Origin of the sequence: Methylobacterium oxalidis (genome assembly GCF_007992195.1) — a bacterium.
Classification (GTDB): domain Bacteria; phylum Pseudomonadota; class Alphaproteobacteria; order Rhizobiales; family Beijerinckiaceae; genus Methylobacterium; species Methylobacterium oxalidis.
On record NZ_BJZU01000052.1, the window covers coordinates 1 to 20,756 of the forward strand.

The window sequence follows — 20,756 nt, forward strand, 5'->3', positions numbered from 1 at the left end:
CCCGCATCCGGATTCGCGACGTGGACTTGGGATCCAGAAACATGGCGATCAATCCCCAGCGACGCGCCGGCCCCGTCCCCGGCCCGCGGGGACCGGAGGTCTGTCCGACATCCATTGACCGTGTGACGGCCTCCTGCGCGCGGCACCTGCGCTGCCCGCGGCCTGCGGCAGGCACCGGACGCGCTCGCGCCGGTCCGAGAACTGCCGCCGGTCCGCGGACCGATCGTGCCCGCCGAGGCCGCACCGCCGGAAGGTCTTCAGGATCGTCCTGCCAAGCTCCTCGCCGCGAGCTTGATCATACCGATGCCCCCTCCGTCGATGAGCCGTTCGGCTCGTTCGTCTCAGTTGAATCAACGACCGTATTCTTATTTTTGTCGATTAGATCCCGCACAACATATATTCGCGATGCAGATCCAGAAAGCACGCCGGTCGTGAAGATTTATAAACTTTAAATTGCACTCATAATACGAGCGGTAACTACGCAGATCAGAAAAAGTACGCTTTGCGACCGATTTTCTAGATGGTTCTGTCTCGTACGACTCTGTGCGCTGAGAATCTCAGCACAGGGATGCTTGTCCCAAATCGCGATAATTTTCAATAACTCTGTGTTATTAGAACGTATTAGTCACTCGCACCGTACGAGATTGAACAGGATCGGGCGTCCTGTGCAACCGTGTCGAACCGAAGAGGGGAAAATGCGCGGGACGTTGCCGCTGCTGCTCGGGCCACGGCAGTATTGCCGTTTATCAAGACTTGAGAAACCGACTTCAGGACAGGCAAGACGCGGAAAAGCCGCTGTCGAGGCTGGCAGGAGCGTGTCAGGGATGGTCGCGCCTACACTCTGATGTCGACGCGCCGCCGCCGCTCGGTGGCAGCGCCGGCGCCCGGACCATCCTGCCCGCGAGGCTCCGGACGCTGCACGAGTTCCACCGTCACGATGTCGCGGGCATTCTCACCCCGACGCAATTGTGAATTGCGCGCCGACAGTTCGAGATCCGCCTGCCGCAGCAGGCCGATCGAGGTGAGCGGCACGCCGCTGATCATCGGCCGACCCTCCGACAACGCCGCGCGGGTCCGACGCACGGGACGGCCAGTCAGCACGAGGCGCGCGAAGATCCGGTTTCCGAGATCCGTCGAATGCCGCGAATCCGGCTCAGGCCCGCTCGCGCCGCCGCAGCAGGTACTCAAGGCGCTCCTGCCAGCTCTGCGACTGCTCGGCGGCGGAGAGTTGCAGCCCGCGCTTCGTCGCCATGAGATCGAGGATCATGAGGACGATCCAGGGCCCACCGATGCCGAAGAAGAATCCCATCGCCCGTCGCCTCCCGGTCAGCGCGACCTCGAGAATCGCGGCCGCCGATGATAGGCACCCGGACCGGGGCGGCAAGCGTGCGTCCGGTGCGGTATCCTGGCGGATCCGGGAGGCTGGGGTCGGGCGTTGTGTCCGGAGCCCGGTTCCCTTCTTTGTCCAGCACCGGCAGTTGGACGCATATGCGCCGCGGCAGCCCTGGTGCATGATGATCGCGCCCGATCATCTGCGACGCGTTCCTGTTTGCTGACCTCATGCCCCGTTCCGTGACCTACCGGATCACCGACAGACCCGACGGCCGCTTCGACGTCGTCGTGACCCTGGAAGCGACGGGGGCAGACCCCGTCAAGACCTTCCTGCGGGACGGGGTCGGAACGCTCGCCGAGGCCGAGGCCTGGGTCGAGGGCCTGCGCATCCTCATGGCGGCCGTGGGCGCTCCCGTGGCCCGGAGCGAGGACGCAGAGGCGGCCGTGCCCGAGGCCGCGCTGCACCGCTCCGATCTCTGAGGGATCGCCTCAGGGCAGGATCGGCGTGCAGACGGAGCCGGCACCCGGCCCGAGCGGGACCACGGCGACCGGGACGCCGTAGAGGCGCTCCAGGCTCGCCGGGGTGATCGTCTCCTCCGGGGGCCCGAGCCCCGCGAGGCGCCCGTCCCGCAGCAGGGCCACCCGGTCGGCGCAGAGAAAGGCGTGCCCGGGATCGTGCGTCGAGAGCACCACGCCGAGACCCCGTCCGGCGAGGCGGCGGATCTGGCCGAGCACCCGGGCCTGGTTGCCGAAATCCAGGCTCGCCGTCGGCTCGTCCATCACGAGGAGGCGGGGCTCGCCCGCGAGCGCGCGGGCGATCAGGGCGAGCTGGCGCTCGCCGCCGCTGATCTCGGTGTAGACGCGCTCCGCGAGGCGGGCGATGCCCAGGTCGTCGAGCGCGGCCTCGGCGGCCGCGTGATCCGCCCGGCCCGGGCTCGCGAAGGCCTCCAGCCGGCTCGCCCGGCCCATCAGGACCACCTCGCGCACGGTGAAGGGGAAGAGGGCGGCGTGCGCCTGGGGCACGTAGGCGATGCTGCGGGCGAGCCGCGCCCGGGACCAGCGGGCGGCGTCCTCTCCCTCCACCAGCACGCGCCCGGCCTTGGCGGGCAGCAGGCCGAGCAGGGTCTTGAACAGGGTGGTCTTGCCGCAGCCGTTGGGGCCGAGCAGGCACAGCACCTCGCCCGCCGAGAGGGCGAAACCCACCCCCGCGCCGACGATGCGCGCGCCGTAGCCGAAGGCGAGATCCTCCACGCGCAGCAGCAGGGTCTGCGCGCTCACGACCAGCCCCGCCGCGCGGTGGCGAGCAGCCACAGGAAGAAGGGGGCGCCGATCAGCGCCGTGAGGATGCCGAGCGGCACCTCGATCACCGCGACCGTGCGGGCCGCGAGATCGACCGCCAGCAGGTAGCCCGCCCCGAGGAGCAGGGAGGCGGGCAGCAGGCGCCGGAAGTCCGGCCCGACGAGGAGCCGGGCGACGTGGGGGACGATGAGCCCGATCCAGCCGATCACGCCGGTGACCGACACCGCGGCGGCGGTGACGAGGGTGGCGGCCGCCACGAACAGGGGGCGCAGCGCCCGCGTCTCGACGCCGAGCGCGCGGGCCTCCTCCTCGCCGAGGCTCATCAGGTTCATGCGCCAGCGCAGCAGCACGAGGGGCGCGAGGCCGATCAGGATCGCGGGCAGGATCGCGCCGATGTCGGGCAGCGTCACCGCCGAGAGGCTGCCGAGCAGCCAGTAGGTGATGGCGGGAAGCTGGTTGTAGGGGTCGGCGAGCACCTTGAGGAGCGAGATCGCGGCGCCGAGCACCGCCCCGACCGCGACGCCCGCCAGCACGAGGGTCAGCACCGGGTCGTGGCGCCTCACCGCCGCGCCGACCCCGTAGACGATGGCCACCGCCCCGAGCCCGCCGAGGAAGGCCAGCCCCTGGATCGCGGCGACCGGCAGGGACAGGAAGATGCCGGCGACCGCGCCGAGGCTCGCGCCGGCCGAGACGCCGAGGATGTCCGGCGAGACGAGGGGGTTGCGGAAGAGGCCCTGGTAGGTCGCCCCCGCCGCCGCGAGGCCGGCGCCGACCACGAGCGCCCCGGCGACCCGGGGCAGGCGCACCTGCAGGATCACGGTCTCGGCCGTCGCGTCGACGCCGCTCGGCAGGCCGAGGAGCTTGGCGGCGAGCACCGCCACGATGTCCCCCGGCGGCACGCCGTAGCGGCCGGTCGCGAGCGACAGGAGGGCGAGGAGGAGGAGCGCGAGGACGGGCAACAGGCCGCGCAGCAGGCGTCGCGGCAGCGCGGCCGCGGCGCCCGCTCCACCGGTGGCGACGGCGCGCGTCACCGCCCCGCGCCCTTCAGGAGCGTGCCGATCTGCTCGGGCGTGAGCTCGACGTGGTAGAAGAGGCGGTAGAAGTCGCGGGTCGCCGCCTCGATCGGCTCGGGGAACAGGTCCGGGTGCAGCACGCCCGCGAGCCAGCGCAGGCCGATCAGGCGGTTGACGCCGGGCGGCGCGTCGAACCAGCCGAAGGGCAGGCGGGGCGCCTGATAGATCCGGCCGGCGCGCACGGCCCTGAGGCCGCTCCAGAGCGGGTCCGCGGCGAGGCTCGCGCGGAACGGCGCGTCGAGGGTGAGGATCACGTCCGGGTCCCAGGCGAGAACCTGCTCGGGCGAGACCGTGGTGAGCCCGCCCCGGCCCGCCGCCGCCGCGACGTTGCGGCCCCCCGCCACCTCCAGCACCTCGGTGTTGATGGAGCCGGCGAGCCCCGTCTCCAGCCCCTTCGGCCCGCGTCCGTAATAGACGCGCGGGCGCTTCTCCTCCGGGACCGTCGCGACCTTCGCGGCCACCTCCGCGAGCGTGCGCCCGGCGGCGTCCGCGAGTTCGGCGGCGCGGGCTCCCGCGCCAATCGCGGCGCCGAGGCCGCGGTAGGTCTCGGGGATCGCCGCGAAGCGCCCGTCGAGGAGGAGATAGGGTATGCCGGTCTGCTCCTGCACCCGGTCGGCGAGGGAGGCGTAGGTGGGCCCCGTCGAGCCCACGTCGACGATGAGGTCGGGCTTCAGGGCGAGGATCGCCTCGACGTTGGCCGTGTTGCCGCGCCCCGTGAGGCGGCCGGTCGTCGGCAGGTCCCAGGTCTCGGGGGCGAGGTAGGGCCTCTCGTCGGGGTAAGGCGCACGCACCCAGCCGATCAGCTTGGCCGGCGCGAGGGTGTAGAGGAGCACCGAGGCCGGGGGTCCCGCGGCGAGCACGCGCTCGACGCGCTCGGGCAGCGTGACCCGGCGCCCCGCCGCATCGACCACGTCACGGGCCGCGGCCGGAGCGAGGCCGCCGAGGAGGCCGAGCAGCAGGACGAGCGCGCGGGCGGCGAGCCGGGTGCGGGCGCGCGGCTGTGGGGCGGGAGGCATGGCGGCGTGTGTCTCGGCGGGCGGGTCTCGGGCAAGCTTAGTGCGCGGCCGCGGTTCCGCCTATGCGGCCCGCGAGCCCCCTCGCGCGAAGGTGGGACACTCCGCCGGCGAACCACGCCCCGCCCTCGTCGCTTGAGAGAGGCGCGTTCACAACCGAGGGTCTTCCATGTGGTATCTCTACGGCCTCGCGGTGCTGGCCGGCATCGGCAACGCGGTGCAGTCCGGCACCAACGCCGCGCTGGCCAAGACCCTGGCGCAGCCCTTCGCGGCGGGGCTCGCGGTGGCCTGCGTGACCGGAACGACCTTCCTCGTGGTCGGGCTTGTCTCCGGCCGGCTCAGCCTGCCGAGCGCCGAGCAGGCCCTGCAGGCGCCGTGGTGGGTCTGGATCGGCGGCGCGCTCGGGGCCGTCGTCGTGTTGTCCCAACTCTTCGTGGCCCGGCAGATCGGGGCGGCGCCGTATCTCGGCATCCTCGTCACGGCCGGCGTCGCCACCTCGATCCTGCTCGACCATTTCGGCTGGGTCGGGTTCGAGCCGCATCCGGCGGGGCTCTGGCGCATCCTCGGGGCCGTCCTGATGGTCGCCGGCGTGACCCTGGTCGCGGTGACCTGACCCGATCCGTCGATTCCCGCGCGTTCCGGTTGCGGCCGGTTAAGACCTTGCCGGCAGGATGCGATCCGGACCACGGAGACGTGACGGATGCGGTGTCTTCTCCTCTGCGGGGCCGCGGCCCTGACCTTCGCGGGCGCCCTGCCGGCCGAGGCCCGGGGCGGCCGGTTCTCGGGCTTTCGCGCGCACCACACGCCGGTGCGCGCGTCCGAACCCGTTCGCACCCGGGCGGAATCGGCACCGCTCGGCGGCCTGACCCTGCGGCTCGGGCCGGAGGCGGCCTCGCGGCCCGTGCCGGTCGCCGGCGCCCTCCCGGTGCGCCCGCTGGTGGGCGCCGCCACGCCCGTCCCGGTCGCGGGTCCCGCGCCGGTCCGCGAGGCGAGCGCGAAGGAGCCCCGCTGCCCGACCGGGCGGCTCGTCGGCGGAAGCCAGGACCCTGCCTCCGGCTTCTGCCTGATCAACTGATCCGGGAGCCGCGCACGCCCGGGACCGAGCGGACCCGGGGCGCGCGCGGCGACCTTCGACCAAAGTCCGATCGACGGGCGCACGCCACGCGGTAGCCTCAGGCGGGCATCGCGGGGAGGCGGCATGCGGGGCGAGGCTTCAGGGACCGCGTCGGAGACGGCGCTCGCCGAACGGATCGCGTCCGAATTGCGTGCCGCCGCGCGCTTCCACGCGCGGAACGGGCACGGCGCCGTCGCCGAAGCCCTGCACGGCGAGGCCCACCGCCATGCCCGCGAGGCGGCGCAGCTGCGGCAGCGGGCGCTGTCCGCTCTCGAAGCCCCGGCCTGAGCCGGCCGGCGCGGTACGGATCACTCGTCGAGGCCGATCAGCGCCGCGTCGCCGCCGGAGGCGGCGGTGTTGATCGTCACCGTCTGCTCGGCGGCGAAGCGGGGCAGGTAGTGGGGGCCGCCGGCCTTCGGGCCGGTGCCGGAGAGGCCGCATCCGCCGAAGGGCTGCACACCGACCACCGCGCCGATCATGTTGCGGTTGACGTAGACGTTGCCGTGGGGAAGCCGCTCCACCACCCGCGCCACCGTGGCGTCGATGCGGGAATGGATGCCGAGGGTCAGGCCGTAGCCCGTGGCCGCGATCGCCTCCAGCACCCGGTCGAGATTGGAGGCGTCGTAGCGCGCGACGTGGAGGATCGGGCCGAACACCTCCTCGGCGAGATCCGCCGGCCCCGCGACCTCGTAGATCTGAGGCGCGACGAAGTGGCCGCCCGCGGGCGGCCTGCCGTCGAGGTGGATCCGCGCGCGGACCCGCATCCGCGCGGCGTGCGCGTCGAGGCGCCGCTTCGCCTCGGCGTCGATGACGGGACCGACCTGTGTCGCGGGGTCGCGCGGGTCGCCGAGGCGGAGTTCGCGCGCGGCGCCCGCCACCATCGCTATCACCCGGTCGGCCACGTCCGCCTGCACGAGGAGGAGGCGCAGGGCCGAGCAGCGCTGGCCGGCGGAGCGGAAAGCGGAGGCCACGACATCGTCGGCGACCTGCTCGGGCAGCGCCGTGGCGTCGACCAGCATCGCGTTGATGCCGCCCGTCTCCGCGATCAGCGGCACGATCGGCCCGTCCTTGGCGGCGAGTGCCCGGTTGATGCCCCGTGCCACCTCCGTCGAGCCCGTGAAGACGACGCCGCCCACGCGCGCGTCGGCGACGAGGCGGGCGCCGACCGCGCCGTCGCCCGGCACGAGTTGGAGTGCGCCTGTCGGGATGCCGGCCTGGTGGAGGAGGCGCACGGCCTCCGCCGCCACGAGGGGCGTCTGCTCGGCGGGCTTGGCCACGACCGCGTTGCCCGCCATCAGGCCGGCGGCGACCTGCCCCGTGAAGATCGCGAGCGGGAAGTTCCAGGGCGAGATCGCGACGAAGACGCCGCGGCCGCGCAGCGCCAGACGGTTCGATTCGCCCGCCGGACCGGTGAGGGCACGGGGCTCGGCGAACAGGCGCCGACCCTCGAGCGCGTAGTAGCGGCAGAAATCGACCGCCTCGCGCACCTCGGAGAGCGCGTCCTCGATGGTCTTGCCGGCCTCCGCCTGGAGCAGGTGGATCAGGCGTCCGCGCCGTGCCTCGATCAGGTCCGCCGCCCGCTCCAGCGCCGCGGCCCGCTCGGCGGCCGCGGTGGCGTCCCAGGCCCGGACCGCGCGGGCGGCCGCCGCCACGGCCGCGTCGGCGGTCTCCGGAGCCGCCTCGACGACGCGGCCGACGACGCGGCCGTCGATCGGGCTGCGCACGTCGCGGGCCAGGCCCGCCTGTTCGGCCCCGTCGAGGAGGGGGGCGGCGCGCGCCGGCCCCGCGGCGGCGCGCGCCGCGGCCAGCAACGCGTCGAGCTCGGCCACGGCTCCGAACTCGATGCCGGCCGCCACGCGGCGGCCCGGGCCGTGGATCTCCCGCGGCAGGGGCAGGCGCGGGTGGCGGGCGCGCTCCGGCGCGCCGACGCTCTCGGCCGGGCGGCGCAGCAGGGTCTCGACGGGGACGGACGGGTCGGCGGCGAGGGAGACGAAGGAGGAGTTGGCCCCGTTCTCGAGGAGCCGCCGCACGAGGTAGGCGAGGAGGTCGCGGTGGCCGCCCACCGGCGCGTAGACGCGGCAGGCCGTGCCGGGCCGCCGCGCGAGGAGACGCTCGTAGAGGGCCTCGCCCATGCCGTGCAGGCGCTGGAACTCGTAGCCCTCGGGCGTGCCGGCCCGCTCCGCGATGCTCGCCACGGTGAGCGCGTTGTGGGTGGCGAATTGCGGGAAGAGGTGGGGCCGGTGCGCGAGGAGCCGCCCGGCGGCGGCCATGTAGCTGAGGTCGGTCGTGCTCTTGCGGGTGAAGACCGGGTAGTCGGCCAGGCCGCGCTCCTGCGCCCGCTTCACCTCCGTGTCCCAGTAGGCGCCCTTCACGAGCCGCACCATCAGCCGCCGCCCGAGTCCGCGGGCGAGGTCGGCCACGTGGTCGATCACCGGCAGGCAGCGCTTCTGGTAGGCCTGCACCGCGAGCCCGTAGCCGTCCCAGCCCGCGAGCGAGGGATCGGCGAGCACCGCCGCGAACACGGCCAGCGACAGTTCCAGCCGGTCGGCCTCCTCGGCGTCGACCGTGAAGACGAGGTCGTGCGCGCGGGCCGCCCGGGCGAGGTCGAGGAGGACGGGCACGAGTTCGTCCATCACGCGGGCCCGGCTCAAGGGCTCGTAGCGCGGGTGGAGCGCCGAGAGCTTGACCGAGATCCCGGGCCGTCCGGGCAGCGGCGCGTTGCCGGCGGCGCGGCCGATCGCGGCGATGGCCCCGGCATAGGCCGCCCGGTAGGCCTCGGCGTCCGCCGCCGTGCGGGCGCCCTCGCCCAGCATGTCGAAGGAGTAGCGGTAGTGCCGGGCCTCTCCCGTGCCCGCGCGCCGGAGGGCCGCCGTGATCGTCTCGCCGAGCACGAAGTGGCCGCCCATCACCCGCATCGCCTGGCGCGCGGCGGTGCGCAGCGCCGGCAGGCCGATGCGCCGGGCAAGGGAAGCGAGCACGCCCTCGGGCGTCTCGCCGGGCTGGATGATCCGGGCCGAGAGGCCGAGGGCCCAGGCCGAGGCGTTGACGAGGAGGGCGCCGGAGCGCGTGGCGTGGTGAGCGAAATCCCCCTGGCCGAGCTTGTCCTCGATCAGCCGGTCGGCGGTGGCCGCGTCCGGGACGCGCAGCAGCGCCTCGGCCAGGACCATCAGGGCGAGCCCCTCGCGGGTCGAGAGGCTGTACTCGCGCAGCATGTCCTCGACGCCGCCGAGGCCGCCCTCCGCCGCCCGGATCGCCTCGACGAGGTCGCGGGCGAGCGCGTCGACCCGCGCCTCGGCCGCGGCGTCGCGCCTCGGTCCCGCCAGGGGATTTCCCAGGAAGCCCCGAACGAGGGCGGCATCGTCCGCCGCGTAGGGCGCGGCGAAGGCGGGGAGGGCGGGCGGCACCGGGAGCGGCATGGCGGACGTGCCTCGGACGGGCGCGCGGCCCTCTCGCCCGGCGGCAGGATCCGTGCCGGGGATGCGCCTGTCGCGCACGGGCCGGCGGGCGGCGGCATTGTAGGCGGAGGCGCCGTGCCCCGCGAGATCCGCCGCGCGCGTGCTACCGCGCGGGCGGCGTCTTCCAGTCCTCGTAGGCACTGTGGCCGGGCGCGCCCTGGTCCGCGGGCTCGGTGGCGCCGGGCGAGCCCGCTCCCTCGGGGCGGCCGGTCCGGGGCTGATCCGGGTAGGCGCGCGGGCCGGCCGGCGGCTGCGCCGGATCCTCGCCGGGCCCCGGATCGGCGGGTCCGGGCTCGGGATCGGTGATGCGGCTCATGCGCGGGTCTCCTCCGGAATGCCTTGACGCTCCAGGGAGACGGCCGGGCGGCGGAGCGGGTTCCCCCGCCGCTTCGGCCAATCGCGTCAGTGCAGGGCTTGGTGCTCGCGCTTGAGCACGTAGCCGTTATCGGTGAGCCGGGTCCGCCGGGCGGCCGGGACGTCCTGCGCCCGCCAGTAATGGGTGACGAGGCTGCGGCGGGTCTGCGTCGGGTCGAGGATCGGCGCGCCACCGTGCAGGACCTGGCTGTGCCAGATGAGCACGTCGCCCGGCTCGCCGTAGAAGTAGACCGGCTCGATCTCCCGGGTCGTCTCCGCGACGTAGGCCTGAGCGGGCGCGAGGTCGTAACCGAGAGCCGCGATGCTCCCGTTCGGAAACAGGTAGGGCGGGATCTTGTGGCTGCCCGGATAGACGAAGAGCGGTCCGTTCCGGTCCGTGTAGGTGTCGAGGCAGATCGAGGAGACCGCCATCTTGTCCTTGACCGGCGGCGGCATGAACCAGCTGTCGTAGTGGGCAGTCTGCGCGCTGCCGTAGAGGAAGTTCAGGGAGTTGCAGACCATCGGATCGCCGTCGAGGAGCTCGTCGAGCACCTGCGTCAGGCGGGCATCGAGGTTGCACGACCGGATCACGCTCGAATCGAGGAACAGGTCGTTGATCTTGACCGGCCCGGAGAAGGCGGAGGCGGGCACGTCGGCGATCCGCATCCGCCGCCCCGACAGCTCGCCCGAGATGATGTCGACGGTGACCTCGGGGTAGCGGTCGCGATGCTCCAGCAGGCCCCGGACCTCGGCGTTGACCGCCGCGATCGTCTCTGGCGCGAAGAACTTCGGGAGGATCAGGTAGCCGTTGTCGTCCCAGAACGCTCGCTGCTCCGACGTGAGGGCACGCTCGGACGAGCCGGTGATTTTCTTGAGGAAGTTCAACATGGGATTCCGTTCGGATCGATCGGTCCGGTTGGGCGGAGCGATTGGTGGCCAGAGACCGGAACCTGTCAACCGGCCAGGGAGATCATCGCGGGCCGCACACGATCTCGGCAGGACCTGTGTTGAATTCTCGGTACGGTTGCTGGCCGACACGCGTCGATTGATTTGATCGAGCGTATCGTCCGCGCCTGATCCACCGTCGACCTCATCCATCTGGAGGATGATTTCTGCCCTTCTCGGCGGCTTTCTGTAGCGGCCTGCGGAGGGGTTGCCATGCAGAGAGTGACGTATCAGCCGCCCTGGATCGCGCGTCGGGCCGAACGCCTGCGCGCCCGCCGCGGCAAGGGGCGCGTGGTGCGCTGGATCGCCTATGCCGGGTCCCCCGCCGCGGACCGGCCGGACCGATCCGAGACCGCGCCGAACGAGGCCGGCCGGGCGCGGGACGCGGACGGCGCAGAGCCTCCGGGCAACATCGTGCACCTGCGCCCGCGACCCGGATCGAGCCCGCAGATCCCGGGCTGAGGACTCACCGCGGAGCCCGTCCGGCGGCCTCGGGGACGGGGCCGGTCGGCCGGCCCTTGCGCCGCGCCGCGGGATCGCGCACGGGTCGGGCATGAAGCAGCTCGAAGCCCTCATCGCCTGGACTCCGATCCGCTGGGCGGACCTGCGCCCCGAGACGGCCGGACAGGTCGCCGTGCTGCCCTTTCCCGACACCGAGGGACGCGCCAAGGGCTTCATGATGAGCGCGGGCGCGAGTTCCTCCGCCCTGCGGACGCTCTCCGAGGAGCAGCGGATCGCGCGGCTCTTCATCGACTTCAACACCCTGGTGGTGCGCGACGGGCTCGATCCGCAGACGGTGCACCGGGCCTTCCTCGCCATCGACGAGTACCGCTTCCGCATCGCGCCGGACACCGAGGGCGCGGAGTTCGAGGATCCCCCGGAAGAGGATTGAGCCTCGTTTCCGGAAACACTCCGCGACAAAAAACGCCCTCGGCCGCGGACGCCCAAGCCTCGACACCGGCTCCGGTGCCCTACCTGATGGCAGGCCAGACAAGGCCGCGCCGGAGGTTCCATGGCCGGAAGTCCCATCCTCGCGACACGCCGCGCCGTCCTCGCCGGCGCCGCGCTGCTGCCCGCATTCCTGCCCGGCGCGCTCCGGGCGGCCGAGGGCGCGCTGATCCGGCGGCCGATCCCGTCCTCGGGCGAGCCGCTTCCCGCCATCGGGATCGGCACCTCGCGCCGCTACGAGGTGGAGCCCGTGCCGGAGAAGATCGCGCCCCTGCGGGAGGCAGTGGAGCGGTTCGTGGCGCTCGGCGGCACGGTCATCGACACGGCGCCGAGCTACGGTACAGCCGAGGACGTGCTGGGCCAGATCCTGCAGGGGGGCCTCCGGGAGAAGGTGTTCCTGGCGAGCAAGGTCAGCGAGACCGGGCGCGAGGCCGGCGCGGCGCAGATCGCCCGCTCCTTCGAGCGCCTGCGCACGGACCGCATCGACCTCATCGCCGTGCACAACCTGATCGACCCGGCGAGCAACCTCGCGACCGTGCGTGACCTGAAGGCCAAGGGCCGCGTCCGCTACGTCGGCGTCACGGTCTGGCGGGACGGGCAGTTCGCCGAGCTCGAGCCGCTGATGAAGCGCGAGGCCCTCGATTTCATCCAGGTCAACTACGCCATCGACAACCGGGCGGCGGCCGAGCGCGTCCTGCCGCTCGCGGCCGAGCGCGGCATGGCCGTGATGGTCAACGTGCCCTTCGGGCGCGACCGCCTGTTCAAGGCCGTGCAGGGGCGCGAGCTGCCGCCCTGGGCCGCCGAGTTCGATTGCGCGAGCTGGCCGCAATTCTTCCTGAAGTACGTCCTCGCCAACCCGGCCGTCACCTGCCCGATCCCCGGCATGGCGAAGGTCGCTTACGTCGAGGACAATCTCGGCGCCGCCCGCGGGCGCCTGCCCGATGCCGCGGCGCGGGCCAAGATGGAGGCGTTCATCGATGCGCTCTGAACCCACGCGCCGCGCGGCCCTCGCGCTCGCCCTCGGCCTGCTGGCCCTCCCGGCACAGGCCCAGGACGCCGCCGGGAAAAAGCCCCTGCGCATCGGGATCATCGGCGCGGGCAAGATCGGCGGCACCATCGGCACCCTCTGGGTCAAGGCCGGGCACGAGGTGATGTTCTCCTCCCGCCACCCGGAGGAATTGAAGGGGCTCGTGGAGGGCCTCGGCGAGCGGGCGCGGGCGGGCACGCCGGCCGAGGCGATCCGCTTCGGCGAGGCGATCCTCGTGGCGGTGCCCTACAAGGCCTATCCGCAGCTCAAGGCCGATTACGGCGAGCCCTTGAAGGGCCGGATCGTGCTCGATGCCGGCAACGCGACGCAGGCGCGCGACGGCGACCTCTACGCCGAGGTCTCGGCCAACGGCATCGGCGCGACCAGCGCCAAGTACCTGGCCGACGCCCGGCTGGTGCGGGCCTTCAACGCCGCGAACTACCGGGTCTTCGAGGCCAACGCGAACCGGCCCGCGCCCCGCATGGCGGTGCCGATCGCGGCCGACGACGAAGCGGCCCTGGAGATGGGCAAGCGGCTCGTCTCGGATGCCGGCTTCGACCCCGTTGCGGTCGGCACGCTGAAGGACGCGGACCGGTTCGCGATGGGCTCGCCCGGCTTCGGGCACAACCTGTCCGCCCCGGACCTGCGCGCCAAGCTCGGACTCGCCCCGTGAGGCGGCGGGCCACCGCGGCCGATCCTGTCCATGGCTGAGGCGGCCCCGGAGCGGGGTTTCCTCGCCCGGCTCGTCGACGTGCGGCCCGCGGAGGGCCGGGCGCTCGCCTGGTCCTGGGCCTACATCTTCTCGATCCTCGCCGCCTACTACGTGCTGCGGCCGATCCGCGATCAGATGGGGGTGGCCGGCGGCACCGAGAACCTGCCCTGGCTGTTCACGGCGACGCTCGTGGGCATGCTCGCCCTCAACCTGCCCTTCGGCTGGCTGGTGAAGAACCTGCCGCGAGCCCGCTTCGTGCCGCTGACCTACCGGTTCTTCGCCCTCAACATCCTGCTCTTCGCGCTCGCCCTGTACCTCGCTCCGCCGGAGGCCGACGTCTGGATCGGGCGCGTGTTCTTCGTCTGGCTGTCGATCTTCAACCTGTTCGTGGTGTCGATCTTCTGGGCGACGATCGTCGACGTGTTCTCGACGGAGCAGGGCAAGCGCCTGTTCGGCTTCATCGCGGCCGGCGCCACGCTCGGCGCCATCGCGGGCTCGGCGGTGACGGTCTCCCTCGCCCGCTCCGTGCCGACCTGGGCGCTGCTCCTCTGCGCCGTGGTGCTGCTCGAGGCGGCGGTGTTCAGCATGCGGGGCCTGGCACGGCTCTCGGAGAGCCTGCACCGCGTCCCCGCGGAGTCACCCGAGCATGCCCCGATCGGCGGCAGCGCGCTCGCCGGCCTCACCCGGACGCTCGCCTCGCCCTACCTCCTGAGCATCGGCCTGTTCCTGCTCCTGTTCTCGGTCACCACCACCTTCCTGTATTTCGAGCAGCTGAACATCGCCAAGCGCAGCTTCCCCGACCGGGGTGCGCAGACGGCCTTCTTTGCCGGCGTCGATCTCCTGGTGAACGGGCTGACGCTCGGGGTGCAGCTCTTCCTGACCGGGCGCATCGTGCGCAGGTTCGGCGTCGGCTGGACCCTGGCCCTCCTGCCCGCGGCGAGCGTGATCGGCTTCGCGGCGCTGGCGCTCGCGCCGACCATCACGGCCTTCGTCGTCGTCTATGTGCTGCGCCGGGCCGGCAACTTCGCGATCGCGCGCCCGGTCCGCGAGGTGCTGTTCACGGTGGTGCCGCGGGAGGACCGCTACAAGGCCAAGAGCTTCATCGACACGGTGGTCTACCGGCTCGGCGACCAGGTCGGCGCGTGGTCCTACGCGGGGATCGCGGCGCTCGGCTTCGGCGCCACGGCGGTGGCGGTGACGGCCGTGCCGCTGTCGCTGGCGTGGCTCCTCAACAGCCTCTGGCTCGGGCGCGCGCAGGAGAGGCGGGCGCAGGAGAGGCGGACGGACGGAGCCGGCGAGGCCGATGCCGCCCGTCCGGGCCCGGCGCCGGCCTGAATCAGCGCCGTCGGATCCGCCGCGAGCGGGCCGGAGCCGGCGCGAGGCGCAAGGAGGGGCTCGCCGCGCGCGAGGCGGCGAGCAGGGCTGCGAGGCCGGCAAGGAGAGCGGCCGAGGAGAGGACGGTGGCGGCATGAGCGCCGCTCAGGTGCTCGGCCAATGCGACGATCGTCATGGATCTGCCCTCCGATTCCCGTTCCGAAGGGTGGTCGCCGCATGGTTAACGGATCGTTAAGGCCGATCCTCCGGAGCGAGCGCGTCGAGGCGGGCGCGGCCCTCCTCGGTGATCTCCCAGACCGCGAAGGTGCCGCCGATATGCGGGCCCGCCTGTGTGCCGACCCATTGCAGGCGACCGGCCCGCTCCAGGACGCGCAGGCGCGCATGGTCCCGGGGCCAGGCGCGGTCCGGGCTCTGCTTGATCGAGATGCGGCCCTCCACCGCGATGGCGGCCTTGTTGAGCAGACGACGCTCGTGGCGCGGCATGTATCCTCCTGTCCGACGTTCTGCGGCGGCCGTGCGGCCGCGAGGCGAGGGCCATCGCCGCCGGCGCGGGGCGATGGGTGAGGGGCCGTGCGGCCGTCCGCCCAGGAGCGGGGGAGGGCCGTGCGGCGCGGGTGGGATGGACCCGACGTCCCGTCGAGGCCCGGGGCATCCTCCAGGATGCCGTGGCGCTGCCTCCGGCGAGGGGCGGACCGGCCGAATCGGCAGGATCTCGGGAAGCGCCGGCGAAGCTTAACCGCAGAATTGCCACACGCAAGGCTCAGTTGAGACGTTCGATCAAGGCCCCCGCCGAGCCCTGATCATGGCGCCTCCGTCACACCCGCGAGGCACTGGACGGGGGGCCGTCCGGTCCTGTTAAAGGCATTTGTTAACCACGATCCGGGGAACCTGCCGCCGGGCTCCGGGGTCACCCCGGCAGCCGAGCGGAGCCGTCGCGACGCGGCGGGGAACTGGGAGAGGGTGTTTGCAGGGACTGCGCCTCAGCCTCGCGGGCTGCCTCGGCCTCCTGATCGCGCAGCAGGCCGCGCCGCTCCGCGCCGAGCCGTCGGTCGAGCCCCTGCCGGATGCGGCTGCGCCGCCCCTGTTCCTGCGCATACGCCCGCAGGGTGCGCCCCTCGACATCGGCGCGGCCGGGGGCTCGGCGCCGCTCACGGAGGCCGAGATCGCCCGCAGGGCCCTTGCGGCGCGCGAGGCGGTGTGGGAGCGCGCGACCGCCCGCGCGCGCATCGCGATCGCCTCCGTCTGCACGGGATGCCTGAAACCGGAGCCCGCCGCGCCGGCCCCGGCTCCCGAGACCGCGGGGACGGCCCCCGGGACGCCCGCCGCGATCCGCTCGGCCGAATCGATCACCGGAGGAGATCCATGACGCAATCCCATCCGACCAGCGGCGCCACGCCGGACCCGAACTGCCCCGTCTCCCTCGACCTCCTCGGCGAGGTCTACCGGGCCGACGATTACGACCTGCCCGAGATCCTGGCCCGGATCCCGCCGCTGACCCGGGCGAAGCTCGCCGCCTACCTCTACGGCAAGAGCCACATGCACCAGCTCGGCCTGACGGTGGCGCGCGCCTGTGAGCGGGACGATCTCGTCCGGGCCGCGGGCGAGATCGGCTCGGTGATCCACGGGCAGGCCCATCTGAAGCCCGCCCGGCCCGCTCCGAGCGAGCCCGCCGCCCGCCCCGGCGCGGCCAAGCCCGGCGCCCCGCGCAAGATCAGCCTCGGCGGATCGGCCGCCAAGGGCCGCAGTTTCGACGACTGATGCCTGCCGCGCCTCGGCACCGCCCTCATCCGGCTCCCGGACGGACCGGCGCAGGGGCGCGGCGGCTTGACAGGGAGCCCAGGGCCGGGCGGGCGAACGCTCGGCTCGCGGAAACGAGCCGGCCGAGCCCGAGGTCGGCGGCAGGCATGGATGGAGGCGACGGGATGTTCGGTGCGTGGTGGAAGCTCGGGGTCGATGCCACACTGCTGGCATTCGAATCGCAGCAGGTGATCGGCATGCGGCTGGTGAAGCTCTCCGCCGGCGGCGCCGCCGCCCAGGTCGAGGCGCAGCGCATGGTCAACGAGAAGATCATGGCCGCCGGCGAGGCCGCCCTCCTCGTCGCCTCCGGCGGCTCCACCGCCCGGGTCGTGGCGGGCTACCGCCGAAAGGTGCGGGCGAACGCGCGCCGCCTGTCGCGCGGGTAGCCGCGGAAAGGCAGTCCTGACGGCCGCCGTCCGTGGTTTCGCCCAATATTCGCGCGATAGTTGTGCGCAATCTGCCCAACAACTGCCGTTAACGATCCCTTAACCATGCCTTCGCATCGTCCGGACCGGACGACGGAAGAGGATGGACGACCATGTACGAGCAGCAGGTGCGCGAGCGCGCCTATTACATCTGGGAAGATGAGGGCCGGGTCATCGGGCGGGCCGAGGAGCACTGGTTCCGGGCCGAGGCCGAACTCGGCACGGCGCGGGCGGAGATCCCGGCCAAGCCTGCGGTCGAGGCCGCCGCGAAGTCGGCCAAGGCGTCCGCGAAGAGCGCGAAGGCCGAGGCTCAGGCTCCGGCCGAGGCCGTGAAGACGACCGCCAAGGCGCCTCCCAAGACCACCTCGAAGCCCGCCGCGAAGCCGGCCAAGGCCGAGGCCGAGACCAAGCCCAAGGCGCCCGCCAAGGCGGCGAAACCGGTCTCGAAGACCGCCGAGGCTTCGGCCAAACCGGCCAAGGCGGCCGCGAAGGACTCTGCCAAAGCCCCTGCCAAGACCCCTGCGAAGGCGAGCGCCGCCAAGGCGAAGTCCCCTCGCACCGCCGGCGCCTCCCTGCACTGAACGCCGCGGTCCGCCGCGCTTGAAGGGCCCGCCTCCACTCGGGGGCGGGCCCTTCGCGTTTCCGCGCGGAGCGGACCGTCGGGCTCGATCCTGCGGAACGCGCCTCGGGCTCGGCCGTTGTCACGGCAAAGCTTGACCGAACGAGCGGCCTTCGCTCCCGACGCGAACCCGAGAGAGGCGCCCATGAGACCCGCACCCGCCTTCCTCGCCCCCCTCTTGTCCGCCGCGCTCGCCCTTCCGGGCACCGCTCTCGCCGGCCCGCAGGCCGCTCCGTACCGCTACGCGGACCCGTCGGCCGCCCCGCTCCCCGTGACGGTGGGTGGCCGCGCCCCCTGGAGCCGGGACTGGGAGTACGATTCGGGCAGCGACAACGACCGGCGTCCGGAACTGCCCTATTACCAGCAGGGGCGCGGCCAGCAGACCGGCGGCCCGGCCCGCAATCTCCTGCCCGACGACGGGCTGCATCTGTTCCCGCGCTGAGATCCGGCCATGCGCGTGAGAGCGGTCATCTTCGACATCGACGGGACGCTCCTCGACAGCGTGGACCTGCACGCGCGGGCCTGGGTCGAGGCGTTCGCCCATTTCGGCGTGACGACCGCAGAGGCCGACGTGCGCCGCCAGATCGGCAAGGGCGGCGACCAGCTGATGCCGGTCTTCCTGCCCGAGGAGCGCGTGGCGCGCGAGGGCGAGACCATCGAGGCTTACCGCTCGGACCTGTTCAAGCGGGAATATCTGCCTCAGGTGCGCCCGTTCCCCGGGGTGCGCGCCCTGTTCGAGCGGATCCGCGCGGACGGACGCCGACTGGCGCTCGCCTCATCCGGCAAGCGATCCGAGGTCGAGCATTATCAGGAGATCCTCGGGATCGCCGATCTCGTCGACGTGACGACGAGCGCGGACGACGCGGACCGCTCGAAGCCGCATCCCGACATCTTCGCGGCGGTCATCGAGAAGTTGCGCCCGATCGGCCCGCGCGAGATGATCGCGGTGGGCGACACGCCCTACGACGCGGAGGCCGGCGCCAAGGTGCGCCTCGCGACGATCGGCCTCCTCTGCGGCGGCTTCCCCGAGGCCGACCTCTCGGCGGCCGGCTGCACCGCGATCTACCGAGACCCGCAGGACCTCCTCGACGGCTACGCAGGCTCGCCGCTCGCCCGATAGGACGGAGCCGGAAAGCGCCGACCTTGCGGAAAACCCGCCTGTGGGTCGTGCGCCGGCCCTGTTGCGGCGATGCGACATCGGTAACGTGCCGGCTACCAATTCGCCGCGAGATGACTGGCGCGGGGCGCGCAAAGGGTTTAGCGAGCCGCCGCGACGGAACAGGATCCCTTGCGGACGAGCGGAACATGTCTCAGCCGGCCCAGTCGAATTCCGAGACCGACCTCAAATCCCTGCCGGAGCAGGTCGAAGAGGCGGTGCGCAACCGGGCGGTGCCGATCAGCCACCTGCTCCGGCTGATGTCGGCCCTCGACGCGGACGAGAGCGCGAACGAGAACCTGCGGGTGCAGCTGCGCGCCCGCATCGGCATGCCGCTCGGCGCCTGAGGCGACCGGCGGACCCGATCCGCCTCAGCGCCTGCGGCTGCGGCGCGCCTTGCGGGGCGCGCCCGCCGCTGCCCGCTGCATGCAGGCATTCCAGATCTGCCGCCCGATCGCGTGAGGGCCGAGCCCGCGCGGGTCGGGCGTGGCGAAGACCCGCGCCCGCGCCTCGTTGCGGCAGGCGGCGTCCTGAGCGCTGCGGATCGGAGGCTCCGCCCGCGCCTCGCCCCCGGACCCGACGACACCCAGGATCAGGCCGAGGCTGAGCACGACGTGCGGCAGGACGAGGGGAAGGGGACGGCGGCTCTGGGGCGACTCGAGCATGGAGGTCGATCCTCTGTCGGTTGCGCGGCGGACCTCGCGTTCGGCGCGAGGCGCATGGCGGGAAGATAGGGCGATCCGGGCAGGCGGCTCCGCACCCGGCGACGAATGATCTGTCGCGCCGGCGCACCGGCCGGTTCAACGGACGCGTCGAGAAAATCAGCCCTGCCCTCAGGGTAGGAGCCAGAGGCAGCCGGCCGCCTCCCGGACGGCGAGGCACTCGAAGGGGGCACCGCCCACCATCGCCCGCCGCTCGACGGCGCCGATCGCCCCGCGCGGTACCCGGCGGCAGCCGGGCTGCGCGCCGAGCCGCGCGGCGGCGGCCTCCCGGTCGCCCTGCGCGTCCGCCATCAGCAGCCGCAGCTGGACGAGGGAGTCGCAGACGATGGCGTCGGGGGCCTCCTGCGCCGGCGCGGCCCCGCCCGCGAGGGCGAAGAGCCCCGTACCGGCGATCGTTGCCCACCCTCGACCTGTCCGCATGGGCGCCCCCTTCCGCGCGTCCTCGCGGCTGAGCTAGGGCCGCGACCCGGCGGCGGCGAGGGCCGCCAAGTCCGCTCCCCGCGATCAGTAATAGGGGGCGTAGCCGTAGGGGCGGTAGAAGGGCCGCGGGCGGGCGTAGCCGTAAGGCCCGTAGAAGCGCCGCGGCCCGTAATAGCCATACGGACGGTAGTAGCGGCGGCGCCAGTACGGGCGCGGCGGGCCGACGTAGAAGCCGAACTGGGCGGGTGTCGGCCCGGCCTCCCCGGAGATTGTCCTGGCGGCGAGGGCCGGGTCCGGACCGAGCGGGGCCGCCGAGGCCGCCTGAAGTCCGGCGAGGATCGCACCCGCCATCAGGGCCGATGCGAGGAAGAAGCGCTTGCGCATGCCTGTCTCCAATCGAACCGGGCGCCCCGGCGCCGGGGCGCGCGGGCGGACGATCGGTGCCGCCCGCTGAACGCTGCCTGAAGGCGCCGGCGCGGTGCGGCCCCTGCCGCGGCGTCAGCGGCGCGGCCGGTCGGGGGCGGCCTGCGTCCGGGCCGCGGCGGGGGCCGGGGCGGCGGTTCCGGACAGCGTCCAGTGGCAGGTCCCCGTCCCCTGCAGGCTCAGGCAATCGTAGGCGGTGCCGCCGAGTTCCACGTGGTCGGCGAGCGCCTGGACGCGCTCGCGCCCGATCAGGGCGCACCCGAGATGCTCGGCACGGTCGTCGGCCAGGATCGCCGAGACGGCGGCGGGATCGTTGCGGTTCGTGCGCAGGAGAAGGCGAAGGTTCGCCAGGGACGGGCAGGCGACGAACGGCGCCGGTGCGGCCGCGGGCGTCGCCGGTGCGGCCTTCCTCGGCGCGGGCGCAGTGCCCTGGGCAACGCCGGGCGCCACCGTGAGGAGCAGGAGGAGCAGCGGGGCGGCGCGGGCCGGCAGGAGAGAGCGCAGGACGGGGTCTCGCATGCCGCAGCCTCGGTGAGCCTCGGGACGGGGCGGACCCTAGCAGGGGCGGTCGCCCACCGCCACGCGGG

The 20,756-nt window shown here is 73.1% G+C and carries 30 protein-coding genes; 16 read left to right on the plus strand and 14 right to left on the minus strand.

Annotated elements, in window-relative coordinates:
• Positions 1-834 precede the first annotated feature (834 nt).
• Together MOX02_RS13675 and MOX02_RS31205 are read right to left on the minus strand one after the other, a co-directional pair.
• The gene (locus MOX02_RS13675; protein WP_147026348.1) at positions 835-1,044 is read right to left on the minus strand and encodes a hypothetical protein; all 210 of its coding nucleotides are present in this window, start codon (positions 1,042-1,044) and stop codon (positions 835-837) included.
• A 109-nt stretch (positions 1,045-1,153) separates the two neighbouring features.
• Positions 1,154-1,309, minus strand: a complete 156-nt coding sequence (locus MOX02_RS31205) for a hypothetical protein (protein ID WP_170267858.1) — start codon at positions 1,307-1,309, stop codon at positions 1,154-1,156.
• A 251-nt stretch (positions 1,310-1,560) separates the two neighbouring features.
• Here MOX02_RS31205 and MOX02_RS13680 point away from each other — a divergent pair, with 251 nt between their 5' ends.
• Positions 1,561-1,812, plus strand: a complete 252-nt coding sequence (locus tag MOX02_RS13680) for a hypothetical protein (protein ID WP_147026349.1) — start codon at positions 1,561-1,563, stop codon at positions 1,810-1,812.
• Positions 1,813-1,821: 9 nt separating this feature from the next.
• Here MOX02_RS13680 and MOX02_RS13685 read toward each other — a convergent pair whose 3' ends face one another.
• The 3 genes from MOX02_RS13685 to MOX02_RS13695 are packed head-to-tail and all read right to left on the minus strand — an operon-like array spanning position 1,822 to position 4,720.
• Entirely contained in the window at positions 1,822-2,595 is a 774-nt protein-coding gene (locus MOX02_RS13685; RefSeq protein WP_147026434.1) for an ABC transporter ATP-binding protein, read from the minus strand.
• 11 nt (positions 2,596-2,606) lie between these two features.
• Entirely contained in the window at positions 2,607-3,662 is a 1,056-nt protein-coding gene (locus MOX02_RS13690; RefSeq protein ID WP_147026350.1) for a FecCD family ABC transporter permease, read from the minus strand.
• Positions 3,659-4,720: an iron ABC transporter substrate-binding protein gene (locus tag MOX02_RS13695; RefSeq protein WP_147026351.1), complete on the minus strand. Its 1,062-nt coding sequence runs from the start codon at positions 4,718-4,720 to the stop codon at positions 3,659-3,661. The genes MOX02_RS13690 and MOX02_RS13695 overlap by 4 nt, the downstream gene beginning before the upstream one ends.
• Positions 4,721-4,886: 166 nt before the next feature.
• Here MOX02_RS13695 and MOX02_RS13700 point away from each other — a divergent pair, with 166 nt between their 5' ends.
• The 3 genes from MOX02_RS13700 (at position 4,887) to MOX02_RS13710 (ending at position 6,119) form a co-directional block, all read left to right on the plus strand.
• On the plus strand, positions 4,887-5,330 hold the full coding sequence (locus MOX02_RS13700; protein WP_147026352.1) for a DMT family transporter: 444 nt from the start codon (positions 4,887-4,889) through the stop codon (positions 5,328-5,330).
• An 87-nt stretch (positions 5,331-5,417) separates the two neighbouring features.
• Complete coding sequence (locus MOX02_RS13705) at positions 5,418-5,792, plus strand: hypothetical protein (protein ID WP_147026353.1); 375 nt, start codon at positions 5,418-5,420, stop codon at positions 5,790-5,792.
• A 123-nt stretch (positions 5,793-5,915) separates the two neighbouring features.
• The gene (locus tag MOX02_RS13710; RefSeq protein WP_147026354.1) at positions 5,916-6,119 is read left to right on the plus strand and encodes a hypothetical protein; all 204 of its coding nucleotides are present in this window, start codon (positions 5,916-5,918) and stop codon (positions 6,117-6,119) included.
• 20 nt (positions 6,120-6,139) lie between these two features.
• Here the strand turns inward: MOX02_RS13710 and putA are convergent, their stop codons facing one another.
• The 3 genes from putA to MOX02_RS31210 all read right to left on the minus strand — a co-directional run bounded on the left by putA (position 6,140) and on the right by MOX02_RS31210 (position 10,528).
• Positions 6,140-9,247, minus strand: coding sequence for a bifunctional proline dehydrogenase/L-glutamate gamma-semialdehyde dehydrogenase PutA (putA, locus tag MOX02_RS13715; protein ID WP_147026355.1), 3,108 nt, complete (start codon positions 9,245-9,247; stop codon positions 6,140-6,142).
• Between the two features lie 142 nt (positions 9,248-9,389).
• Positions 9,390-9,602: a hypothetical protein gene (locus MOX02_RS13720; RefSeq protein WP_147026356.1), complete on the minus strand. Its 213-nt coding sequence runs from the start codon at positions 9,600-9,602 to the stop codon at positions 9,390-9,392.
• Between the two features lie 86 nt (positions 9,603-9,688).
• On the minus strand, positions 9,689-10,528 hold the full coding sequence (locus MOX02_RS31210; RefSeq protein ID WP_170267860.1) for a phytanoyl-CoA dioxygenase family protein: 840 nt from the start codon (positions 10,526-10,528) through the stop codon (positions 9,689-9,691).
• Between the two features lie 270 nt (positions 10,529-10,798).
• Here MOX02_RS31210 and MOX02_RS31215 point away from each other — a divergent pair, with 270 nt between their 5' ends.
• The 5 genes from MOX02_RS31215 to MOX02_RS13745 all read left to right on the plus strand — a co-directional run bounded on the left by MOX02_RS31215 (position 10,799) and on the right by MOX02_RS13745 (position 14,607).
• The gene (locus MOX02_RS31215; RefSeq protein WP_170267861.1) at positions 10,799-11,047 is read left to right on the plus strand and encodes a hypothetical protein; all 249 of its coding nucleotides are present in this window, start codon (positions 10,799-10,801) and stop codon (positions 11,045-11,047) included.
• 91 nt (positions 11,048-11,138) lie between these two features.
• Positions 11,139-11,477 (plus strand): hypothetical protein, encoded by a 339-nt coding sequence (locus MOX02_RS13730; RefSeq protein ID WP_147026358.1) that lies wholly within the window; start codon positions 11,139-11,141, stop codon positions 11,475-11,477.
• A gap of 120 nt (positions 11,478-11,597) precedes the next feature.
• A complete protein-coding gene (locus MOX02_RS13735; protein ID WP_147026359.1) occupies positions 11,598-12,521 on the plus strand; it encodes an aldo/keto reductase in 924 nt (307 codons plus the stop codon).
• On the plus strand, positions 12,511-13,233 hold the full coding sequence (locus MOX02_RS13740; RefSeq protein WP_147026360.1) for an NADPH-dependent F420 reductase: 723 nt from the start codon (positions 12,511-12,513) through the stop codon (positions 13,231-13,233). Before MOX02_RS13735 ends, MOX02_RS13740 begins: the two co-directional genes overlap by 11 nt.
• Positions 13,234-13,263: 30 nt before the next feature.
• Positions 13,264-14,607, plus strand: a complete 1,344-nt coding sequence (locus MOX02_RS13745) for an NTP/NDP exchange transporter (RefSeq protein ID WP_147026361.1) — start codon at positions 13,264-13,266, stop codon at positions 14,605-14,607.
• A 1-nt stretch (position 14,608) separates the two neighbouring features.
• Here the strand turns inward: MOX02_RS13745 and MOX02_RS31220 are convergent, their stop codons facing one another.
• Together MOX02_RS31220 and MOX02_RS13750 are read right to left on the minus strand one after the other, a co-directional pair.
• Positions 14,609-14,782, minus strand: a complete 174-nt coding sequence (locus tag MOX02_RS31220; RefSeq protein WP_170267864.1) for a hypothetical protein — start codon at positions 14,780-14,782, stop codon at positions 14,609-14,611.
• 56 nt (positions 14,783-14,838) lie between these two features.
• Positions 14,839-15,090 carry a hypothetical protein gene (locus MOX02_RS13750; protein ID WP_147026362.1) on the minus strand — a complete coding sequence of 84 codons (252 nt, stop codon included), beginning with the start codon at positions 15,088-15,090 and terminating at the stop codon, positions 14,839-14,841.
• A 481-nt stretch (positions 15,091-15,571) separates the two neighbouring features.
• Here MOX02_RS13750 and MOX02_RS13755 point away from each other — a divergent pair, with 481 nt between their 5' ends.
• The 7 genes from MOX02_RS13755 (at position 15,572) to MOX02_RS13785 (ending at position 18,951) form a co-directional block, all read left to right on the plus strand.
• The gene (locus MOX02_RS13755) at positions 15,572-15,973 is read left to right on the plus strand and encodes a hypothetical protein (RefSeq protein ID WP_147026363.1); all 402 of its coding nucleotides are present in this window, start codon (positions 15,572-15,574) and stop codon (positions 15,971-15,973) included.
• Positions 15,970-16,365: a hypothetical protein gene (locus MOX02_RS13760; RefSeq protein ID WP_147026364.1), complete on the plus strand. Its 396-nt coding sequence runs from the start codon at positions 15,970-15,972 to the stop codon at positions 16,363-16,365. Before MOX02_RS13755 ends, MOX02_RS13760 begins: the two co-directional genes overlap by 4 nt.
• Positions 16,366-16,529: 164 nt before the next feature.
• Positions 16,530-16,790: a hypothetical protein gene (locus tag MOX02_RS13765; protein ID WP_147026435.1), complete on the plus strand. Its 261-nt coding sequence runs from the start codon at positions 16,530-16,532 to the stop codon at positions 16,788-16,790.
• Between the two features lie 152 nt (positions 16,791-16,942).
• Positions 16,943-17,410 carry a DUF2934 domain-containing protein gene (locus tag MOX02_RS13770; RefSeq protein WP_147026365.1) on the plus strand — a complete coding sequence of 156 codons (468 nt, stop codon included), beginning with the start codon at positions 16,943-16,945 and terminating at the stop codon, positions 17,408-17,410.
• A gap of 183 nt (positions 17,411-17,593) precedes the next feature.
• Positions 17,594-17,890, plus strand: a complete 297-nt coding sequence (locus tag MOX02_RS13775; protein WP_147026366.1) for a hypothetical protein — start codon at positions 17,594-17,596, stop codon at positions 17,888-17,890.
• Between the two features lie 9 nt (positions 17,891-17,899).
• A complete protein-coding gene (locus MOX02_RS13780; protein ID WP_174804924.1) occupies positions 17,900-18,568 on the plus strand; it encodes an HAD family hydrolase in 669 nt (222 codons plus the stop codon).
• 185 nt (positions 18,569-18,753) lie between these two features.
• Entirely contained in the window at positions 18,754-18,951 is a 198-nt protein-coding gene (locus MOX02_RS13785) for a hypothetical protein (protein ID WP_147026367.1), read from the plus strand.
• A 24-nt stretch (positions 18,952-18,975) separates the two neighbouring features.
• Here the strand turns inward: MOX02_RS13785 and MOX02_RS13790 are convergent, their stop codons facing one another.
• The 4 genes from MOX02_RS13790 to MOX02_RS13805 form a co-directional block, all read right to left on the minus strand.
• Complete coding sequence (locus tag MOX02_RS13790) at positions 18,976-19,269, minus strand: hypothetical protein (RefSeq protein WP_238178820.1); 294 nt, start codon at positions 19,267-19,269, stop codon at positions 18,976-18,978.
• Between the two features lie 168 nt (positions 19,270-19,437).
• Positions 19,438-19,746: a hypothetical protein gene (locus MOX02_RS13795; RefSeq protein WP_147026368.1), complete on the minus strand. Its 309-nt coding sequence runs from the start codon at positions 19,744-19,746 to the stop codon at positions 19,438-19,440.
• An 84-nt stretch (positions 19,747-19,830) separates the two neighbouring features.
• Positions 19,831-20,130 carry a hypothetical protein gene (locus tag MOX02_RS13800; RefSeq protein WP_147026369.1) on the minus strand — a complete coding sequence of 100 codons (300 nt, stop codon included), beginning with the start codon at positions 20,128-20,130 and terminating at the stop codon, positions 19,831-19,833.
• 114 nt (positions 20,131-20,244) lie between these two features.
• Positions 20,245-20,688, minus strand: coding sequence for a hypothetical protein (locus MOX02_RS13805; protein WP_174804925.1), 444 nt, complete (start codon positions 20,686-20,688; stop codon positions 20,245-20,247).
• Positions 20,689-20,756: the final 68 nt, after the last annotated feature.

Excerpts from the sequence above, each read along its gene's own strand:
- MOX02_RS13675 (WP_147026348.1), bottom strand. The coding sequence starts at position 1,044 with ATGATCAGCGGCGTGCCGCTCACCTCGATCGGCCTGCTGCGGCAGGCG.
- MOX02_RS31205 (WP_170267858.1), bottom strand. The coding sequence starts at position 1,309 with ATGGGATTCTTCTTCGGCATCGGTGGGCCCTGGATCGTCCTCATGATC.
- MOX02_RS13680 (WP_147026349.1), top strand. The coding sequence starts at position 1,561 with ATGCCCCGTTCCGTGACCTACCGGATCACCGACAGACCCGACGGCCGC.
- MOX02_RS13695 (WP_147026351.1), bottom strand. The coding sequence starts at position 4,720 with ATGCCTCCCGCCCCACAGCCGCGCGCCCGCACCCGGCTCGCCGCCCGC.
- MOX02_RS13700 (WP_147026352.1), top strand. The coding sequence starts at position 4,887 with ATGTGGTATCTCTACGGCCTCGCGGTGCTGGCCGGCATCGGCAACGCG.
- MOX02_RS13705 (WP_147026353.1), top strand. The coding sequence starts at position 5,418 with ATGCGGTGTCTTCTCCTCTGCGGGGCCGCGGCCCTGACCTTCGCGGGC.
- MOX02_RS13710 (WP_147026354.1), top strand. The coding sequence starts at position 5,916 with ATGCGGGGCGAGGCTTCAGGGACCGCGTCGGAGACGGCGCTCGCCGAA.
- putA (WP_147026355.1), bottom strand. The coding sequence starts at position 9,247 with ATGCCGCTCCCGGTGCCGCCCGCCCTCCCCGCCTTCGCCGCGCCCTAC.
- MOX02_RS13720 (WP_147026356.1), bottom strand. The coding sequence starts at position 9,602 with ATGAGCCGCATCACCGATCCCGAGCCCGGACCCGCCGATCCGGGGCCC.
- MOX02_RS31210 (WP_170267860.1), bottom strand. The coding sequence starts at position 10,528 with ATGTTGAACTTCCTCAAGAAAATCACCGGCTCGTCCGAGCGTGCCCTC.
- MOX02_RS31215 (WP_170267861.1), top strand. The coding sequence starts at position 10,799 with ATGCAGAGAGTGACGTATCAGCCGCCCTGGATCGCGCGTCGGGCCGAA.
- MOX02_RS13730 (WP_147026358.1), top strand. The coding sequence starts at position 11,139 with ATGAAGCAGCTCGAAGCCCTCATCGCCTGGACTCCGATCCGCTGGGCG.
- MOX02_RS13735 (WP_147026359.1), top strand. The coding sequence starts at position 11,598 with ATGGCCGGAAGTCCCATCCTCGCGACACGCCGCGCCGTCCTCGCCGGC.
- MOX02_RS13740 (WP_147026360.1), top strand. The coding sequence starts at position 12,511 with ATGCGCTCTGAACCCACGCGCCGCGCGGCCCTCGCGCTCGCCCTCGGC.
- MOX02_RS13745 (WP_147026361.1), top strand. The coding sequence starts at position 13,264 with ATGGCTGAGGCGGCCCCGGAGCGGGGTTTCCTCGCCCGGCTCGTCGAC.
- MOX02_RS31220 (WP_170267864.1), bottom strand. The coding sequence starts at position 14,782 with ATGACGATCGTCGCATTGGCCGAGCACCTGAGCGGCGCTCATGCCGCC.
- MOX02_RS13750 (WP_147026362.1), bottom strand. The coding sequence starts at position 15,090 with ATGCCGCGCCACGAGCGTCGTCTGCTCAACAAGGCCGCCATCGCGGTG.
- MOX02_RS13760 (WP_147026364.1), top strand. The coding sequence starts at position 15,970 with ATGACGCAATCCCATCCGACCAGCGGCGCCACGCCGGACCCGAACTGC.
- MOX02_RS13765 (WP_147026435.1), top strand. The coding sequence starts at position 16,530 with ATGTTCGGTGCGTGGTGGAAGCTCGGGGTCGATGCCACACTGCTGGCA.
- MOX02_RS13770 (WP_147026365.1), top strand. The coding sequence starts at position 16,943 with ATGTACGAGCAGCAGGTGCGCGAGCGCGCCTATTACATCTGGGAAGAT.
- MOX02_RS13775 (WP_147026366.1), top strand. The coding sequence starts at position 17,594 with ATGAGACCCGCACCCGCCTTCCTCGCCCCCCTCTTGTCCGCCGCGCTC.
- MOX02_RS13780 (WP_174804924.1), top strand. The coding sequence starts at position 17,900 with ATGCGCGTGAGAGCGGTCATCTTCGACATCGACGGGACGCTCCTCGAC.
- MOX02_RS13785 (WP_147026367.1), top strand. The coding sequence starts at position 18,754 with ATGTCTCAGCCGGCCCAGTCGAATTCCGAGACCGACCTCAAATCCCTG.
- MOX02_RS13790 (WP_238178820.1), bottom strand. The coding sequence starts at position 19,269 with ATGCTCGAGTCGCCCCAGAGCCGCCGTCCCCTTCCCCTCGTCCTGCCG.
- MOX02_RS13795 (WP_147026368.1), bottom strand. The coding sequence starts at position 19,746 with ATGCGGACAGGTCGAGGGTGGGCAACGATCGCCGGTACGGGGCTCTTC.
- MOX02_RS13800 (WP_147026369.1), bottom strand. The coding sequence starts at position 20,130 with ATGCGCAAGCGCTTCTTCCTCGCATCGGCCCTGATGGCGGGTGCGATC.
- MOX02_RS13805 (WP_174804925.1), bottom strand. The coding sequence starts at position 20,688 with ATGCGAGACCCCGTCCTGCGCTCTCTCCTGCCGGCCCGCGCCGCCCCG.